Genomic DNA, 14,956 nt, shown 5'->3' on the forward strand with positions numbered 1-14,956 from the left:
GGGTCGGCCCGCGGCGGCCGAAGGGGGGCCTGTCCGGCAGGGCTTGACCTCAACCATGGTTGACGTACGAGCCTCTCCGCATGGAACCCACCACAGCACCCGTGTCCACCGTTTCCGCCGCGCCCCTGAAGGTCGCGGTCATCGTCGCCAGCAACCGCGAGGGGCGGTTCGCCCCCGTCGTCTCCGGCTGGTTCCTCTCCCGCACCGCGGAGCGCTCCGACATCGAGACCGATGTGATCGACGTCGCGGAAATCGACCTCCCGGTCGCCCTCTCCCACCGGCCCGACGCCGCCGCGCGGAGCCGGCTCGCGGCCGTCTCGTCGCGACTGGCGGCGGCCGACGCCTTCGTCGTCGTCACCCCCGAGTACAACCACTCCTTCCCGGCCCCGCTGAAGAACCTCATCGACTGGCACCGCGCCGAGTGGCAGGCCAAGCCCGTCGCGTTCGTCTCGTACGGCGGGGTGTCCGGCGGGCTGCGGGCCGTCGAGCACCTGCGGCAGGTCTTCGCGGAGCTGCACACGGTCGGCATCCGCGAGACGGTGTCCTTCCACAACGCGGGCTCCCTGTTCGACGACGAGGGCGGGCACCGCGACCCGGCGGGCTGCGACGCGGCGGCCAAGGTGCTGCTCGACCAGCTGGTCTGGTGGGGGCACGCGCTGCGCGACGCCAAGGCCGTGCGCCCGTACGGCCGCTGACCGCGGGCGGCGCCGGGCCGGGGCGGGTACGACAATCGGGGCAGGGAGCGAGGGCATCCCGTAACCGACCCACGAGGAGCCGAAGGTGACGACGACACCGGCCTGGCTGACCGTACTGACCACGACGGACAGCGAGGAGAAGGCCCGGGGCCTGGCCCGGGGCGTGGTGGAGGCGCGGCTTGCCGCGTGCGTGCAGATCTCCGCGCCCGTCACCTCGGTCTACCGCTGGCAGGGTGCCGTCGAGACGGCGCGGGAGTGGCAGCTGCTGTGCAAGACGACGGCCGAGCGGTACGACGAACTGGAGGCCCACCTCCGGGCGGCGCACGACTACGAGACCCCGGAGATCATCGCGATCCCGATCCTCCGGGGCAGTGACCGCTACCTCGCCTGGGTCTCGGCCGAGACCGCCCCGGTCACCTCCCTGTAACACCGGGTCCGGCGGCGCGGGCGGCACGGCGGGCGGGGGCTACTCCTCGTCCGCCGCCAGCGCCAGCGCCTTCCCGACACCGGGCTCGCGCGGCCCCAGGAAGTGCGGATCGGGCTTGAACACGGCGTCCAGCGCCGCCTTCCCCGCCGCGAACACCTCCCGCGTCCCGCCGTAGTACCAGGTCGCGTCGTGCACGGCGTCGACACCGACGCCGTACGCGTCGATGCCGGCGGTCCGGCACAGCGCGATCGCCCGGTGGATGTGGAACCCCTGGCTCACCAGCACCGCCCGGTCGACCCCGAAGATCTTCTTGGCCCGTACGCACGAGTCCCAGGTGTCGAACCCGGCGAAGTCGCTCACGATCCGATCGTCCGGAACGCCCCGCTCCCTCAGATAGGTGCGCATGGCCTCCGGCTCGTCGTACTCCTTCCGGCTGTTGTCGCCGGTCACGAGCACGACCTTCACCTTTCCGTCCCGGTACAGCTCGGCGGCGGTCCGCAGCCGGTTCGCGAGGTACGGCGACGGCCTGCCCTGCCACAGCCCCGCCCCGAACACCACGGCCACCTGCTGCGCGGGCGCGTCCGCGACCGTCCTGACGCGGGCGTCGGCGACGCAGTGCATCCAGGTCGCGGGCGCCAGCGCGGCCACGCACGCGAGCATCACCCCCTGCACGGCCCGCCGCTGCCCGCGCCGCGTCCGGGGCAGCCCCGGGCGCAACCGTCCGAGCAGCCGCCGTCCCGGCAACCTCATCCGCATGGGAGCCCCTTCTTTTCCGCACCGGAGGCTGCCGCCCCCACATGATCGGACGATCAGTGGACCCAAAGGGTTGCGAATCGGGCGGACGGGTTCGGGCGGGCCCGCGCGTCCGCCCGGTGCCCGCGCCTGAGCCCGCTCGTCGGACCGGCCGTCTACTGTCGGAACCATGGACGGCACGCACGGCACGCACGGCACGCAGGACCACCACGGCACGGCCCCCTACAGTGCGGCGGACGCCGAACGCTGGGACACCGAGCCGGACAAGCGGCCGGGCCGTACCGCGTTCCAGCGCGACCGCGCCCGGGTGCTGCACTCCGCCGCACTGCGCCGGCTCGCCGGGAAGACCCAGGTCGTCACCCCCGGCACCCGCGGCCACACCTGGGACGCCAGCCCGCGGACCCGGCTCACCCACTCCCTCGAATGCGCCCAGGTCGGCCGCGAACTCGGCGCCGCGCTCGGCTGCGACCCCGACCTCGTCGAGACGGCCTGCCTCGCCCACGACCTGGGCCACCCGCCGTTCGGGCACAACGGCGAGCAGGCGCTCAACGACTTCGCGTCGGACTGCGGCGGCTTCGAGGGCAATGCCCAGTCGCTGCGCCTGCTGACCCGGCTCGAACCCAAGCGCTTCGTGCCCGACACCCGGACCGGTGAACTGGTCAGCGTCGGCCTCAACCTGACCCGGGCCGCCCTGGACGCCGCCACCAAGTACCCCTGGCCGCGCGGCGCGCACCCCACCGACCCCGGCTCACCGAAATTCGGGGTGTACGAGGACGACCTGCCGGTCTTCGCCTGGGCCCGCAGGGGCGCGCCGGAGAACCGCAAGTGCTTCGAGGCCCAGGTCATGGACTGGTCCGACGACGTCGCGTACTCCGTGCACGACTTCGAGGACGGGCTGCACGCCGGACACATCGACCCCGACCGTCTCTGCGCCGAGCCCGAGCGCGACGAGATCTGGACGGTCGCCGTCGGCCGCTACGTCCCGGCGGACACCGACCCCGAGGAGCTGGCCGAAGCCCTGGACCGGCTCGTCGCCCAGGACTGGTGGCCGCGCGGCTACGACGGCTCCGCCGTCGCGCAGGCCCGGCTGAAGGACGCCACGAGCCAGCTGATCGGCCGGTTCTGCCTCGCCGCCGAGAGCGCCACCCGGCAGGCGTACGGCACGGGCCGCCTCGGCCGGTACGCCGCCGAGCTCGTCGTCCCCCGCGAGACCCGCAACGAATGCGCGGTCCTCAAGGCGGTCGCCGACCGGTACGTCATGCAGCGCGCCGAGCAGGAGGCGATCCGCGCCGACCAGCGGATCGTCATCGCCGAGCTGGCCGCCGCACTGACCGCGCGCGCCCCGGAAGGGCTGGAGCCGCAGTTCCGGGCGCTGTTCGACGCCGCCCGGGACGACGCCGCCCGCAAACGGGTCCTGGTCGACCAGATCGCCGCCCTCACCGACGCGTCGGCGCGCTCCCTGCACGCCTCGCTCACCTCCCGCCGCTGACCGGCCGCCGGAGGCCCGGCCCACCGGCCGCCGCGCCGGGCCCGGCGCGGTCCGCAGCCGGTTCAGGTCCTCGCTGGTGAAGTGGATGCGTAACATGCGCCCCGCGCATTGCGTCCTCCGCGCCGTCCCGAGGCCCTGCCGGACCGCCCCGACGGCGCCGGATTCCCACAGTAGTCAGTCGCCCCGGCCGGGCAACCGGGAACCGGCCCGTTCGCACCCCGTCCGCGAGCCGCGCCACGGGCCGTGGGCCGCGGGCGCAGACTGGGACCGGCCACGGGGGGTGACCTGATCGGGGTACACCCTCTTTCGCCATCACGCTGCGTGCGGGACGCTCGCAGTTGGCGGCGCCGTGAAGCAAGCACCGAGGAGGCACCAAGTGGTCGACGCACATCGGACGTTCGTCATCGTCGGCGGAGGACTGGCCGGAGCGAAGGCGGCGGAGACCCTCCGGGCGGAGGGTTTCAGCGGCCGGGTGATCCTCCTCGGCGACGAACGCGACCATCCGTACGAACGGCCTCCGCTCTCCAAGGGCTATCTCTCCGGCAAGGAGGACCGCGGCAGCGTCTTCGTCCACGAGACCGCCTGGTACGCGGGCGCCGAGATCGAACTGCACCTGGGCCAGCCCGTCACCTCGCTCGACCGGGCGGACCGCTCCGTACAGCTAGGCGACGGCACCGTCGTCCACTACGACAAGCTGCTGCTCGCCACCGGGGCCGAACCGCGCCGCCTCCCCGTGCCGGGCACGGACCTGGCAGGCGTCCACCACCTGCGCCGCCTCGCCCACGCCGACCGGCTGCGCAACGTCCTGGCCACGCTCGGCCGCGACAACGGCCACCTGGTGATCGCGGGGGCCGGCTGGATCGGCCTGGAGGTCGCGGCGGCGGCGCGCGGGTACGGCGCCGAGGTCACCGTCGTCGAACCGGAACCGACCCCGCTGCACCAGGTCGTCGGCCCCGAACTCGGCCAGATCTTCACCGACCTGCACAGCGAGCACGGGGTCCGCTTCCACTTCGGCGTCCGCCTCACCGAGATCATCGGCCAGGACGGCCTGGTGCTCGCCGTCCGCACCGACGACGGCGAGGAGCACCCCGCCCACGACGTCCTCGCCGCGATCGGCGCCGCTCCCCGCACCGCCCTCGCCGAGACCGCCGGGCTCGCCATGGCCGCCCGCGCGGAGGGCGGCGGCATCGCCGTGGACGCCTCCCTGCGCACCAGCGACCCGCACATCTTCGCGGCCGGTGACGTCGCCAACGTGGCCCATCCGCTGCTCGGGTCCCGGCTGCGCGTGGAGCACTGGGCGAACGCGCTGAACACCGGCCCGGCCGCGGCCCGCGCCATGCTCGGCCAGGAGGTGAGCTACGACCGGGTGCCGTACTTCTTCTCCGACCAGTACGACCTCGGCCTCGAATACTCCGGCTGGGCGCCGCCGGGCAGCTACGACCAGGTGGTCATCCGCGGCGACGCGGGCAGGCGCGAGTTCATCGCCTTCTGGCTGAAGGACCAGCGGGTGCTGGCCGGCATGAACGTCAACGTGTGGGACGTCACCGAGGCCGTGCAGGCACTGATCAGGTCCGGCCGGCAGATCGACCCGGACGCGCTGGCGGACCCGTCGGTACCGCTGGAATCCCTGGGCTGAGCCGGGGGCGGGGCGCCCGACGGCGTCCGCCCTCCCGCCCGGCCTCCCCGGGCGGGGGCGGACCCGGCCGCACCGGACCGGCGGGTTCCGTGGATCACATCGCCGCGCGGTCCGGCTGTCCGACCCCACCCGTAGAATTCACCCGTGGCAGGCAGGATCAATGACGACGATGTGAAGGCGGTACGGGACGCGGTCCCGATCGACGCCGTCGTGTCCGAGTACCTCCAGCTGCGCAACGCGGGCGGTGGCAACCTCAAGGGGCTCTGCCCGTTCCACGACGAGAAGTCCCCCTCCTTCCAGGTCAGTCCGAGCAAGGGCCTCTTCCACTGCTTCGGCTGCCAGGAGGGCGGCGACACGATCGCCTTCGTGATGAAGATCGACCACCTCTCGTTCTCCGAGACGGTCGAGCGGCTCGCCGCCAAGGCGGGCATCACCCTGCGGTACGAGGAGGGCGGGTACAACCCCTCCCACCAGCGCGGCGAGCGCATCCGGCTGGTCGAGGCGCACAAGGTCGCCGCCCGGTTCTACGTCGAGCAGCTGGAGAGCCCCGAGGCCGAGATCGGCCGGAAGTTCCTCGCCGAGCGGGGCTTCGACCAGGCCGCCGCCGCCCACTTCGGCATCGGCTACAGCCCGGCCGGCTGGGACCACCTCACCCGCTATCTGCGCGGCCAGGGCTTCAGCGACAAGGAGCTGATCGCCTCCGGCCTCTCCCAGGACGGCAGGCGCGGCCCCATCGACCGCTTCCGCGGCCGGCTGATGTGGCCGATCAGCGACACCTCCGGCGACGTCGTCGGGTTCGGCGCCCGCAAGCTGCGCGAGGACGACAACGGACCGAAGTACCTCAACACCCCCGAGACCGCGATCTACAAGAAGTCCCAGGTGCTGTACGGCATCGACCTGGCGAAGAAGGACATCGCGAAGGCCAGCCGGGCCGTGGTCGTCGAGGGCTACACCGACGTCATGGCCTGCCATCTCGCCGGGGTCACCACCGCCATCGCCACCTGCGGCACGGCCTTCGGCGGCGACCACATCAAGATCCTGCGCCGGCTCCTGATGGACAACGGCAGCGCCCGGGTGATCTTCACGTTCGACGGCGACGCGGCCGGTCAGAAGGCCGCCCTGCGCGCCTTCGAGGACGACCAGAAGTTCGCCGCCGAGACGTACATCGCGATCGCCCCGGACAACATGGACCCCTGCGACCTGCGTCTGGTCAAGGGCGACGACGCCGTGCGCGACCTGGTCGAGCCGCGCACCCCGCTCTTCGAGTTCGCGCTCCGCCAGATCGTCTCCAGGTACGACTTGGAGACCCCGGCGGGCCGCGCCGCCGCGCTCGACGAGGCGGCGCCCGTCGTCGCCCGGATCAAGAACAGCTCCTCGCAGCACGAGGTCGCCGTCCAGCTGGCCGGCATGCTCGGCATCCTGGACACCCAGTTCGTGGTCAGGCGCGTCGGCCAGCTCGCCCGCTGGGCCCGCGAGCGGGGCGACCAGCGGGGCCCCGCCCGGGGCCCCTCCCGCCCGGGGCCCCAGCACCAGCAGGCCCCGGCGCCGGTGACCCCCTCGGGCCCCGCCCTCAACCTCCGCAGCCCCGCCCACCGCACCGAGCGCGAGCTGCTGAAGCTCGCCCTCCAGAAGCCCTCCCTCGTCTCGCCCGCCTTCGACGCCTACGGGGCCGACGAGTTCACCGCCCCGCCCTACGCCGCCGTACGGCGGTGCATCGAGGAGGCGGGCGGCGCGGAATCGGGCGTGCCGGAAACCCGCGAGTACCTGGCCCAGGTCCTGGACGCGGCCCCCGACGACACGGTGCGCAACCTCGTCACCGAACTGGCCGTCGAGGTCTTCCACGGCAAGACCATCGACGAGACCTACGCGGGCATGCAGCTCGTCCAGGTCAGGCTGCGCGCCGTGGACCGCCGGATCAACGACGTCCAGGGCAGCCTGGCCCGCCTCGGCAGCAATGTGGCCCCGGACCATCTGGCCGCCGCGCAGAACGAGGTCTGGGTCCTCCAGCAGTACGCCCAGAGCCTGCGCAGCCACGGGGCCGCCGCGCTCTGACGCCCCTCGGGCGCTCCCGGCGGTAATCGCCCGGTCACGGACCGGACTCAGAAAGTCCCCGCACGCCCCTCGTGACGGGGATGTGTCGTGCCCCACACTGAGGGCGGTGCCTGAGTCATCGGAGCGCGGCCGGTCCACCGAACGGTGGCTGCCATCCCCGCGGTCCGGCAGCGATCACCTGGAGGTCGCCCCCGTGCAGACCCGGACCCTGACCAAAACCGAGTACGTCTCGGCCATCCCCACGCAGAACCGGGCCGTGCGACATCCGGAGGCCGCGGTGGAGCCCCCGCCGGTACCGGCCGCCGAGCCGCCGGACCCGCCCGGGGCGCTCGCGGAGGAGCCCGAGGCGCCCGAAGCTCCGGAACCGGAAACGGGGTCGGGCCCGGAACCGGAGCCGGGGGCGCGGAGCCGTTCGGAGACCGAGGGCAACTCCTCCGACCTCTTCCGCCAGTACCTGCGGGAGATAGGCCGAATACCCCTGCTCAGCGCCGCCGAGGAGGTGGAGCTCGCCCGCTGCGTCGAGGCCGGGCTCTTCGCCGAGGAACGGCTCGCGCGCACCCCGGACCCGGACACCCGGCTGGCCGGCGACCTCGACCGGCTGGTGGTCATGGGGCGGACGGCGAAGCGCCGCCTCATCGAGGCCAACCTCCGCCTCGTCGTCTCCGTCGCCAAGCGCCACATCGGACGCGGACTGACCATGCTCGATCTGGTCCAGGAGGGAAACCTCGGACTGATCAGGGCGGTCGAGAAGTTCGACTACACCCGGGGCTACAAGTTCTCCACGTACGCGACCTGGTGGATCCGGCAGTCCATGTCCCGCGCCCTCGCCGACCAGGCGCGGACCATACGGGTCCCGGTGCACGTCGTCGAACTGATCAACCGCGTCGTGCGGGTCCAGCGCCGGATGCTCCAGGAACGCGGGTACGAGCCGACGGCCGAGGAGGTCGCCGACCAGCTCGACCTCACCCCGGAGCGGGTCGGCGAGGTCCTGCGGCTCGCCCAGGAACCCGTCTCGCTGCACGCCCCGGTCGGCGAGGAGGACGTCGCCCTCGGCGACCTGATCGAGGACGGCGACGCCGCCTCCCCGGTCGAGTCCGCCGCGTTCCTGCTGCTGCGCGAACACCTGGAAGCGGTGCTCTCCACCCTCGGCGAACGCGAGCGGAAGGTGGTCCAGCTGCGCTACGGGCTGGACGACGGGCGGCCCCGCACCCTTGAGGAGATCGGCCGGATCTTCGGCGTGACCCGCGAACGCATCCGCCAGATCGAGTCCAAGACGCTCGGCAAGCTGCGGGACCACGCCTTCGCCGACCAGCTCCGCGGCTACCTCGACTGACACGGCGCGAGGGCCCGCGCCACCGGCGGCGGCACGGGCCCTCGCGATCCGAACGGGCGGTGCTCCTAGTCGACTTCGGCGACCGCCTGGGCGAACTGCGCCGAGTACAGCCGGGCGTAGGCACCCTGGGAGGCCAACAGCTCCTCGTGCGTGCCCTGTTCGACGATCGAGCCGTCCTCCATCACCAGGATGACGTCGGCGTCCCGGATCGTGGAGAGCCGGTGCGCGATCACGAAGCTCGTGCGGCCGTGCGCGAGGCGCGCCATCGCCTTCTGGATCAGCACCTCGGTACGGGTGTCGACGGAGCTGGTCGCTTCGTCGAGCACCAGGATCACCGGATCGGACAGGAACGCGCGGGCGATCGTGATCAGCTGCTTCTCGCCCGCGCTGACCCCGGTGCCCTCGTCGTCGATCACCGTGTCGTAGCCGTCCGGGAGGGTACGGATGAAGCGGTCGGCGTGGGCCGCCCGCGCCGCCTCCTCGATCTCCTCCCGGGTGACCTCGCGCGAGGCGCCGTACGCGATGTTGTCCGCGATCGAGCCGCCGAACAGCCAGGTGTCCTGGAGGACCATGCCGATCGACCGGCGCAGCTCGTCGCGCGACATCTTCGCCACGTCCACCCCGTCGAGCGCGATGCGGCCGCCGGTCACCTCGTAGAACCGCATCAGCAGATTGACGAGGGTGGTCTTGCCGGCGCCGGTCGGGCCGACGATCGCGACCGTGTGGCCGGGCTCGACGTCCAGCGACAGGTCCTCGATCAGCGGCTTGTCCGGGTCGTAGCGGAACGACACCTTCTCCAGCGAGACCCCGCCGCGCAGCTCCTCGGGCCGCTCGCCCGTGCCGGGTGCGGGGTCGGCGGCCTGCTCCTCGGCGTCCAGCAGCTCGAAGATCCGCTCGGCCGACGCGACGCCCGACTGCACCAGGTTCGTCATCGAGGCGACCTGGGTCAGCGGCATCGAGAACTGGCGCGAGTACTGGATGAACGCCTGCACGTCACCGATGGACAGCGAGCCCGAGGCGACCCGCAGCCCGCCGACGACGGCGACCAGCACATAGTTCAGGTTCGACATGAACATCATCAGCGGCTGCATGATCCCGCTGTTGAACTGGGCCTTGGAACTCGCCTCGTACAGCGCCTCGTTCTGCTCGGCGAAGTCCTTCGCGGACTCCTCCTGCCGCCCGAAGACCTTCACCAGGGTGTGCCCGGTGTACATCTCCTCGATGTGGGCGTTGAGCGTGCCCGTGACCTTCCACTGCTCCACGAACTGGGGCTGCGAGCGCTTGCCGACCTTCGTCGCCACGACCACCGAGAGCGGCACCGTCACCAGGGCCACCAGGGCCAGCAGCGGCGAGACCCAGAACATCATGACCAGGACGCCGACGATGGTGAGCAGGGAGTTGATGAGCTGGCCCATCGTCTGCTGCATCGTCTGCGAGATGTTGTCGATGTCGTTCGTCGCCCGGCTGAGCACCTCGCCGCGCTTGGCCCGGTCGAAGTACGACAGCGGCAGCCGCGACAGCTTCGTCTGGATGTCCTCGCGCAGCTGGAACACGACCCGGTTGATGATCCGGATCGACAGCCGGGTGGCCACCAGCATCAGCAGCCCGGCCCCGACGTAGATCGCCAGTGCCACCAGCAGGACGTCGCCCACCGCGCCGAAGTCGATGCCGTGCCCCGGCACGAAGTCCACCCCGGACAGCATGTCGGCGAGGCCGCTGTCGCCCTCGCGCATGCGCGCGATGGCCTCTTCCTTGGTCGTCCCCTCCGGCATCTTCCGGCCGACGAACCCGGCGAAGACCAGGTCGGTCGCCCGGCCGAGGATCTTCGGCCCGATCACCGACAGGCCGACGCTCACCGCGCAGGCCGCCAGCATCGCGTACAGCGAGACCTTCTCCGTCTCGAAGCGCCTCAGCAGCCGCTTCGAGGACCCCTTGAAGTCCATGGACCGGTCGGTCGGCGCCCCGCCCGCCATCATGCGTCCGCCAGGACCGGCCATTACGCGGCCTCCGCTTCCGTCAGCTGGGAGAGCACGATCTCCCGGTAGGTCTCATTGCCGTCCATCAGCTCGTGATGGGTGCCGGAGCCCACGACCCGGCCCTCGTCCAGCACCAGGATCCGGTCGGCCTCACGGATGGTGGACACGCGCTGCGCCACGATCACCACGGTCGCGTCGGCGGTCTCCCGCGCCAGCGCCTCGCGCAGCGCGGCGTCGGTCGCGTAGTCGAGGGCGGAGAACGAGTCGTCGAAGAGGTAGATCTCCGGCCGCTGCACCAGCGTCCTGGCGATGGACAGCCGCTGCCGCTGCCCGCCGGAGACGTTGGTGCCGCCCTGCGAGATCGGCGCGTCCAGGCCGTGTTCCAGGGCCTCGACGAACTCCTTGGCCTGGGCGACCTCCAGCGCGTGCCACAGCTCCTCGTCGGTCGCGTCCGGGTTCCCGTACCGCAGGTTCGTCGCGACCGTCCCGGAGAACAGGTACGGCTTCTGCGGAACGAGGCTCACGGTCTTCGCCAGCAGGGCCGGGTCCAGCGTCCGCACGTCCGTGCCGTCCACCAGCACCTGGCCGTCCGTCACGTCGAACAGCCGCGGCACGAGCCCCAGCAGCGTCGACTTGCCGCTGCCGGTGGACCCGATGATCGCGGTGGTCTCGCCGGGGCGGGCCACCAGCTCCACCGACCGCAGCACCGGCTCCTCGGCGCCCGGGTAGCGGAAGTCCGCGCCGCGCACCTCCAGATGGCCGCGGGCGTGCAGCTCGTGGACCGGCGAGACCGGCGGGACCACGCTCGACTCCGTCTCCAGGACCTCCTGGATGCGCTCGGCGCACACCTCGGCGCGCGGCACCATCATGAACATGAAGGTGGCCATCATCACCGACATGACGATCTGCATCAGATAGGCGAGGAAGGCGGTCAGCGCGCCGATCTCCATGCCCCCGCTGTCGATGCGCTGGGCGCCGAACCAGAGCACGGCGATCGACGAGACGTTCACGACCGTCATCACGGTCGGGAACATCAGCGCCATCAGCCGGCCCGTGGCCAGCGACACGTCCATCAGCTCGCCGTTGGAGCCGCGGAAGCGCTTCTCCTCGTACTCGTCGCGGACGAAGGCGCGGATGACCCGGTTGCCGGTGATCTGCTCGCGCAGCACCCGGTTCACCGTGTCGAGCCGCTCCTGCATCGTGCGGAACAGCGGGCGCATCCGCTTCACGATCAGGCTCACCGCGATGCCCAGCACCGGCACCACCGCGAGCAGCACCGCCGACAGCGGGACGTCCTGGCCGAGCGCCATGACGATGCCGCCGACGCACATGATCGGGGCCGACACCATCAGGGTGAACGTCGTCAGCACCAGCATCTGGATCTGCTGGACGTCATTGGTCGTACGGGTGATCAGCGACGGTGCCCCGAACCGTCCCATCTCACGCGCCGAGAACGACTGCACCCGGTCGAAGACCGCGGCCCGTACGTCACGGCCGAGCGCGGAGGCGGTACGGGCGCCGTAGTGGATGGCCCCCATGTTGCAGACCACCTGGCCGATGCTGACGGCGATCATGATGGCGCCGAACTCGAGGATGTAGCCGGTGTCCCCCTGGACGACACCGTTGTCGATGATGTCGGCGTTCAGGGTGGGGAGGTAGAGGCTGGCACAGGTCTGCAACAGCTGGAGGAGAACCAGCAGTGCGATGGGTTTCTTGTACGGACCGAGATGGGCCCGCAGGAGTTTTATGAGCACGCGTGTCTCTCGGGTGTCGGCAGAGTGCGGGAGTCGACCCATTTTCCGGCACCGTCGGCCCCGACTGCGAGCAATTTTACTCAAGACCAGGTCAAAAAAAAGACCGAGTACACAGTGGGAGGGAGTCCCGCCGTGCACCCGGTCCCATGCGCCGGTGCGCGCTCAGCGCACGGCGTCGAACGCCCCCGGATGGATCCGGTCCCTGGTCGTCGCGTACTGCTGGCGCACCGCCTGCCCGACCGCCAGCTCCTCGCCCGGCTCCAGCACCTGCGCCGCGGCGCCCTGCCAGGCCGGGGGGACGAGCGGATCGGCCGTGCCCTGCGAGACGCCCAGCGCCCAGGCCGCCTGCCGGGCCGCGCCCAGCGCCGCGTACTCGGCGGGCTGCGGCACGATCACCTGCGTACCGAGGAGCGCGGGCGCCAGCCCCTGCACGGCGGGCAGCTCGGCCGCCGCCCCCAGCAGGAAGACCCGCCGCACCTCGACACCCCGGCCGCGCAGCACGTCGAGCGCGTCGGCCAGCGAGCACAGCATCCCCTCGAACGCCGCCCGCGCCAGGTGCTCCGGCTTCATCGACTCGCGCCGCAGTCCGCACAGCGTTCCCGCGGTGTGCGGCAGGTGCGGGGTGCGCTCGCCCTCCAGGTACGGCAGGAGCACCAGCCCGGAGGCGCCCGGGGTCGACTTCAGCGCCAGCGCGGACAGCTCCTCCAGGTTCTCCAGGCCGAGCATCTCGGCGGTCCCGCGCAGCGCCCGCACCGCGTTCGACGTGTGCACCACCGGCAGGTGCATCCCGGTGGCGTCCGCGAACGACGTGATCATTCCGGCCGGGTCGGACAGCGCCTCGTGGTGCACCGCCATGACCGAGCCCGAGGCGCCCAGCGACACCACCGCGTCGCCCACCCCGACCCCGAGCCCGAACGCCGCGGCCATCGTCTCGCCGGTCCCCGCGGAGATCAGCAGCCCCTCGGGCGTCGTGCCGGCGGTCTCGGAGGGGCCGAGCACCTCGGGCAGCGCGGCCTGGTGCCCGAGCGCGAGCTCCACCAGGTCGGGCCGGTAGGCGCCGCTGCCCGCCGACCAGTAACCGGTGCCGGAGGCGGCGCCCCGGTCGGTGGTCCGCCGGGCGGGCCGCCCCAGCAGCTGCCACACCAGCCATTCGTGCGGCTGGAGCACCGAGGCCACCCGCTGGGCCGCCTCCGGCTCGCTCCGCGCCATCCACCGCAGCTTCGCCAGCGGCTGCGCCGCCTGCGGCACCGAGCCGACCGCCTCGGCCCAGGGCTGCCGCCCGCCGAGCAGGTCGACCAGGTCCGCCGCGGCGGCCTGCGCCCGCTTGTCGTTGCCGAGCAGCGCGGGCCGTACGGGATTGCCCTGCTGGTCCAGCGGCACCAGACCGTGCTGCTGCGCGGAGACGCCGATGGCCTGCACGCCTTCGAGCAGCCCCCCTTCGGCGGCCTCGCCGAGCGAGAGCAGCCACGCCTGCGGGTCGACCTCGGTGGCCTTCGGATCGACGGGGTGCGCGGCGTACCCCCGGCGCAGCACGGCGCCGGTGTCCGCATCGCAGACGACGATGTGCGTGAAGGCGGAAGAGCTGTCCAAGCCCGCGACTATCCCCATGCACAAGATTCTGCCGCACCACCGGAGCGTTTCCGTACCGGGCGGCGCGGCAGGCGGGCGCCCCGGCGCGCGGGGCCCGACCCGGAGGAGAGGCCACAGCACTAGGTGTTGGAGGTGCCCCAGTCGTCCTCGGCCCCGTTGCGGGTGCGGTCCCGCAGCGAGCGCATCCGCTCGGCCACCGGGGCGGGCACCTTGGCGCCGACCTTTTCGCTCATCGCGTGGTACGCCTTGCCTGCCATCTGCCGGCCGTTCTGCGCCGCGGACTCGGCGGTGTTGCGCACGGCCGGGTTCTGGGCGAACCGGCGCGCGGACTCCTTCATCTGTTCGTAGCGCTCGCGCCCGGCCCGTGTCCCGATCACGTATCCGAGGGCCAGTCCGGCGATGAACGTGAGCCGGTACCGCATGGCTGCCACCCTTCCTTGCGTCGGTGCGACGCTCGTGGGACGTGTGCTGTCCGGCCGCCCGAGAGCGCCGGAGATCGGCCCGGGGATACCGATTGGCAAAGCACCCCCCTGCTTGCGCTAATGTATGTGTCGCAGCGAACGCGCGCCGCCCGGCATCGACCAGGCAGGTAGGGTTCGGTGCAAACGCAGCAATCCCCTGTAGCTCAATTGGCAGAGCAGCCGGCTGTTAACCGGCAGGTTACTGGTTCGAGTCCAGTCGGGGGAGCGCGATCCCCTGTAGCTCAATTGGCAGAGCATTCGGCTGTTAACCGGAGGGTTACTGGTTCGAGTCCAGTCGGGGGAGCGGAACGGAAGAGGGCCCTGCGGGGTCCTCTTTCGCATGCCCGTCGCCGGTCGGCGCCGTGATGCGTGTGGGATGCATGTGACTCTTTCGGGGGTTGTTTCGTCCCTTCCGGAACCGGGCAGCCGTCGGCGCGGTCTCCATGGTCAGGCGAAGCCGACCATCCGGAGCGAGAGATCGTATGACCGGCTATGCTGCGGCAGACGGCGCGCACACCTGTACGCGCCACGCCGAAAAGGGGCGGTAGCTCAGCCGGTTAGAGCAGCGGACTCATAATCCGTCGGCCGTGGGTTCGAGTCCCACCCGCCCCACCGAAGCGTCCAGAGCAAAAACGTTCTGACCTGGTGAAACGTAAAGGCCCCTGCGTTGGCGGGGGTCTTTTGCGTGGTCCAAGATCATTGGCTCGCCCGCCGCCCGCCGCCCGCCGCCCGAAGTGTCATCGGCGTGCCGGTCTGCGGGCCGGCGGGCCTGAGGGTCGCGGCCCTGGGG

At 71.8% G+C, this 14,956-nt stretch carries 11 protein-coding genes and 3 tRNA genes; 9 read left to right on the plus strand and 5 right to left on the minus strand.

The window, feature by feature from the left end; genetic code table 11:
* Positions 1 to 80: 80 nt before the first annotated feature.
* A complete protein-coding gene (locus tag ACWCXX_RS01050) occupies positions 81 to 695 on the plus strand; it encodes an NADPH-dependent FMN reductase (protein WP_451122953.1) in 615 nt (204 codons plus the stop codon).
* An 85-nt stretch (positions 696 to 780) separates the two neighbouring features.
* A complete protein-coding gene (cutA, locus tag ACWCXX_RS01055) occupies positions 781 to 1,122 on the plus strand; it encodes a divalent-cation tolerance protein CutA (RefSeq protein WP_451122955.1) in 342 nt (113 codons plus the stop codon).
* Positions 1,123 to 1,161: 39 nt separating this feature from the next.
* Here cutA and ACWCXX_RS01060 read toward each other — a convergent pair whose 3' ends face one another.
* Entirely contained in the window at positions 1,162 to 1,872 is a 711-nt protein-coding gene (locus tag ACWCXX_RS01060) for a SanA/YdcF family protein (protein ID WP_451123536.1), read from the minus strand.
* Positions 1,873 to 2,044: 172 nt separating this feature from the next.
* On the opposite strand from ACWCXX_RS01060, the gene ACWCXX_RS01065 reads away from it, so the two are divergent.
* The 4 genes from ACWCXX_RS01065 to ACWCXX_RS01080 all read left to right on the plus strand — a co-directional run bounded on the left by ACWCXX_RS01065 (position 2,045) and on the right by ACWCXX_RS01080 (position 8,385).
* Positions 2,045 to 3,364, plus strand: a complete 1,320-nt coding sequence (locus ACWCXX_RS01065; protein ID WP_451122957.1) for a deoxyguanosinetriphosphate triphosphohydrolase — start codon at positions 2,045 to 2,047, stop codon at positions 3,362 to 3,364.
* 376 nt (positions 3,365 to 3,740) lie between these two features.
* Positions 3,741 to 5,000 (plus strand): NAD(P)/FAD-dependent oxidoreductase, encoded by a 1,260-nt coding sequence (locus ACWCXX_RS01070; protein WP_451122959.1) that lies wholly within the window; start codon positions 3,741 to 3,743, stop codon positions 4,998 to 5,000.
* A gap of 144 nt (positions 5,001 to 5,144) precedes the next feature.
* The gene (gene dnaG / locus ACWCXX_RS01075) at positions 5,145 to 7,052 is read left to right on the plus strand and encodes a DNA primase (RefSeq protein ID WP_451122961.1); all 1,908 of its coding nucleotides are present in this window, start codon (positions 5,145 to 5,147) and stop codon (positions 7,050 to 7,052) included.
* A 193-nt stretch (positions 7,053 to 7,245) separates the two neighbouring features.
* A complete protein-coding gene (locus ACWCXX_RS01080; RefSeq protein WP_451123538.1) occupies positions 7,246 to 8,385 on the plus strand; it encodes an RNA polymerase sigma factor in 1,140 nt (379 codons plus the stop codon).
* Between the two features lie 65 nt (positions 8,386 to 8,450).
* Here ACWCXX_RS01080 and ACWCXX_RS01085 read toward each other — a convergent pair whose 3' ends face one another.
* The 4 genes from ACWCXX_RS01085 to ACWCXX_RS01100 form a co-directional block, all read right to left on the minus strand.
* Positions 8,451 to 10,382, minus strand: a complete 1,932-nt coding sequence (locus ACWCXX_RS01085) for an ABC transporter ATP-binding protein (protein ID WP_451122963.1) — start codon at positions 10,380 to 10,382, stop codon at positions 8,451 to 8,453.
* Positions 10,382 to 12,115: an ABC transporter ATP-binding protein gene (locus ACWCXX_RS01090; protein WP_451122965.1), complete on the minus strand. Its 1,734-nt coding sequence runs from the start codon at positions 12,113 to 12,115 to the stop codon at positions 10,382 to 10,384. The genes ACWCXX_RS01085 and ACWCXX_RS01090 overlap by 1 nt, the downstream gene beginning before the upstream one ends.
* 162 nt (positions 12,116 to 12,277) lie before the next feature.
* Positions 12,278 to 13,723, minus strand: a complete 1,446-nt coding sequence (locus ACWCXX_RS01095) for an FGGY family carbohydrate kinase (RefSeq protein WP_451122966.1) — start codon at positions 13,721 to 13,723, stop codon at positions 12,278 to 12,280.
* A gap of 101 nt (positions 13,724 to 13,824) precedes the next feature.
* Entirely contained in the window at positions 13,825 to 14,127 is a 303-nt protein-coding gene (locus ACWCXX_RS01100; RefSeq protein ID WP_451123540.1) for a YtxH domain-containing protein, read from the minus strand.
* A gap of 192 nt (positions 14,128 to 14,319) precedes the next feature.
* Here ACWCXX_RS01100 and ACWCXX_RS01105 point away from each other — a divergent pair.
* From ACWCXX_RS01105 to ACWCXX_RS01115, 3 genes are all read left to right on the plus strand, one after another.
* Positions 14,320 to 14,392, plus strand: a tRNA-Asn gene (locus tag ACWCXX_RS01105).
* A gap of 5 nt (positions 14,393 to 14,397) precedes the next feature.
* Positions 14,398 to 14,470: transfer RNA gene (locus ACWCXX_RS01110), tRNA-Asn, on the plus strand.
* A 234-nt stretch (positions 14,471 to 14,704) separates the two neighbouring features.
* Positions 14,705 to 14,778 (plus strand) — tRNA-Ile (locus ACWCXX_RS01115).
* Positions 14,779 to 14,956: the final 178 nt, after the last annotated feature.

The organism is Streptomyces sp. NPDC001732, assembly GCF_053596315.1.

Bases quoted from the DNA above. Each gene is read 5' to 3' on its own strand.
- ACWCXX_RS01050 (WP_451122953.1), top strand. From the start codon at position 81: ATGGAACCCACCACAGCACCCGTGTCCACCGTTTCCGCCGCGCCCCTG.
- ACWCXX_RS01060 (WP_451123536.1), bottom strand. From the start codon at position 1,872: ATGAGGTTGCCGGGACGGCGGCTGCTCGGACGGTTGCGCCCGGGGCTG.
- ACWCXX_RS01065 (WP_451122957.1), top strand. From the start codon at position 2,045: ATGGACGGCACGCACGGCACGCACGGCACGCAGGACCACCACGGCACG.
- ACWCXX_RS01085 (WP_451122963.1), bottom strand. From the start codon at position 10,382: ATGGCCGGTCCTGGCGGACGCATGATGGCGGGCGGGGCGCCGACCGAC.
- ACWCXX_RS01095 (WP_451122966.1), bottom strand. From the start codon at position 13,723: ATGGGGATAGTCGCGGGCTTGGACAGCTCTTCCGCCTTCACGCACATC.
- ACWCXX_RS01100 (WP_451123540.1), bottom strand. From the start codon at position 14,127: ATGCGGTACCGGCTCACGTTCATCGCCGGACTGGCCCTCGGATACGTG.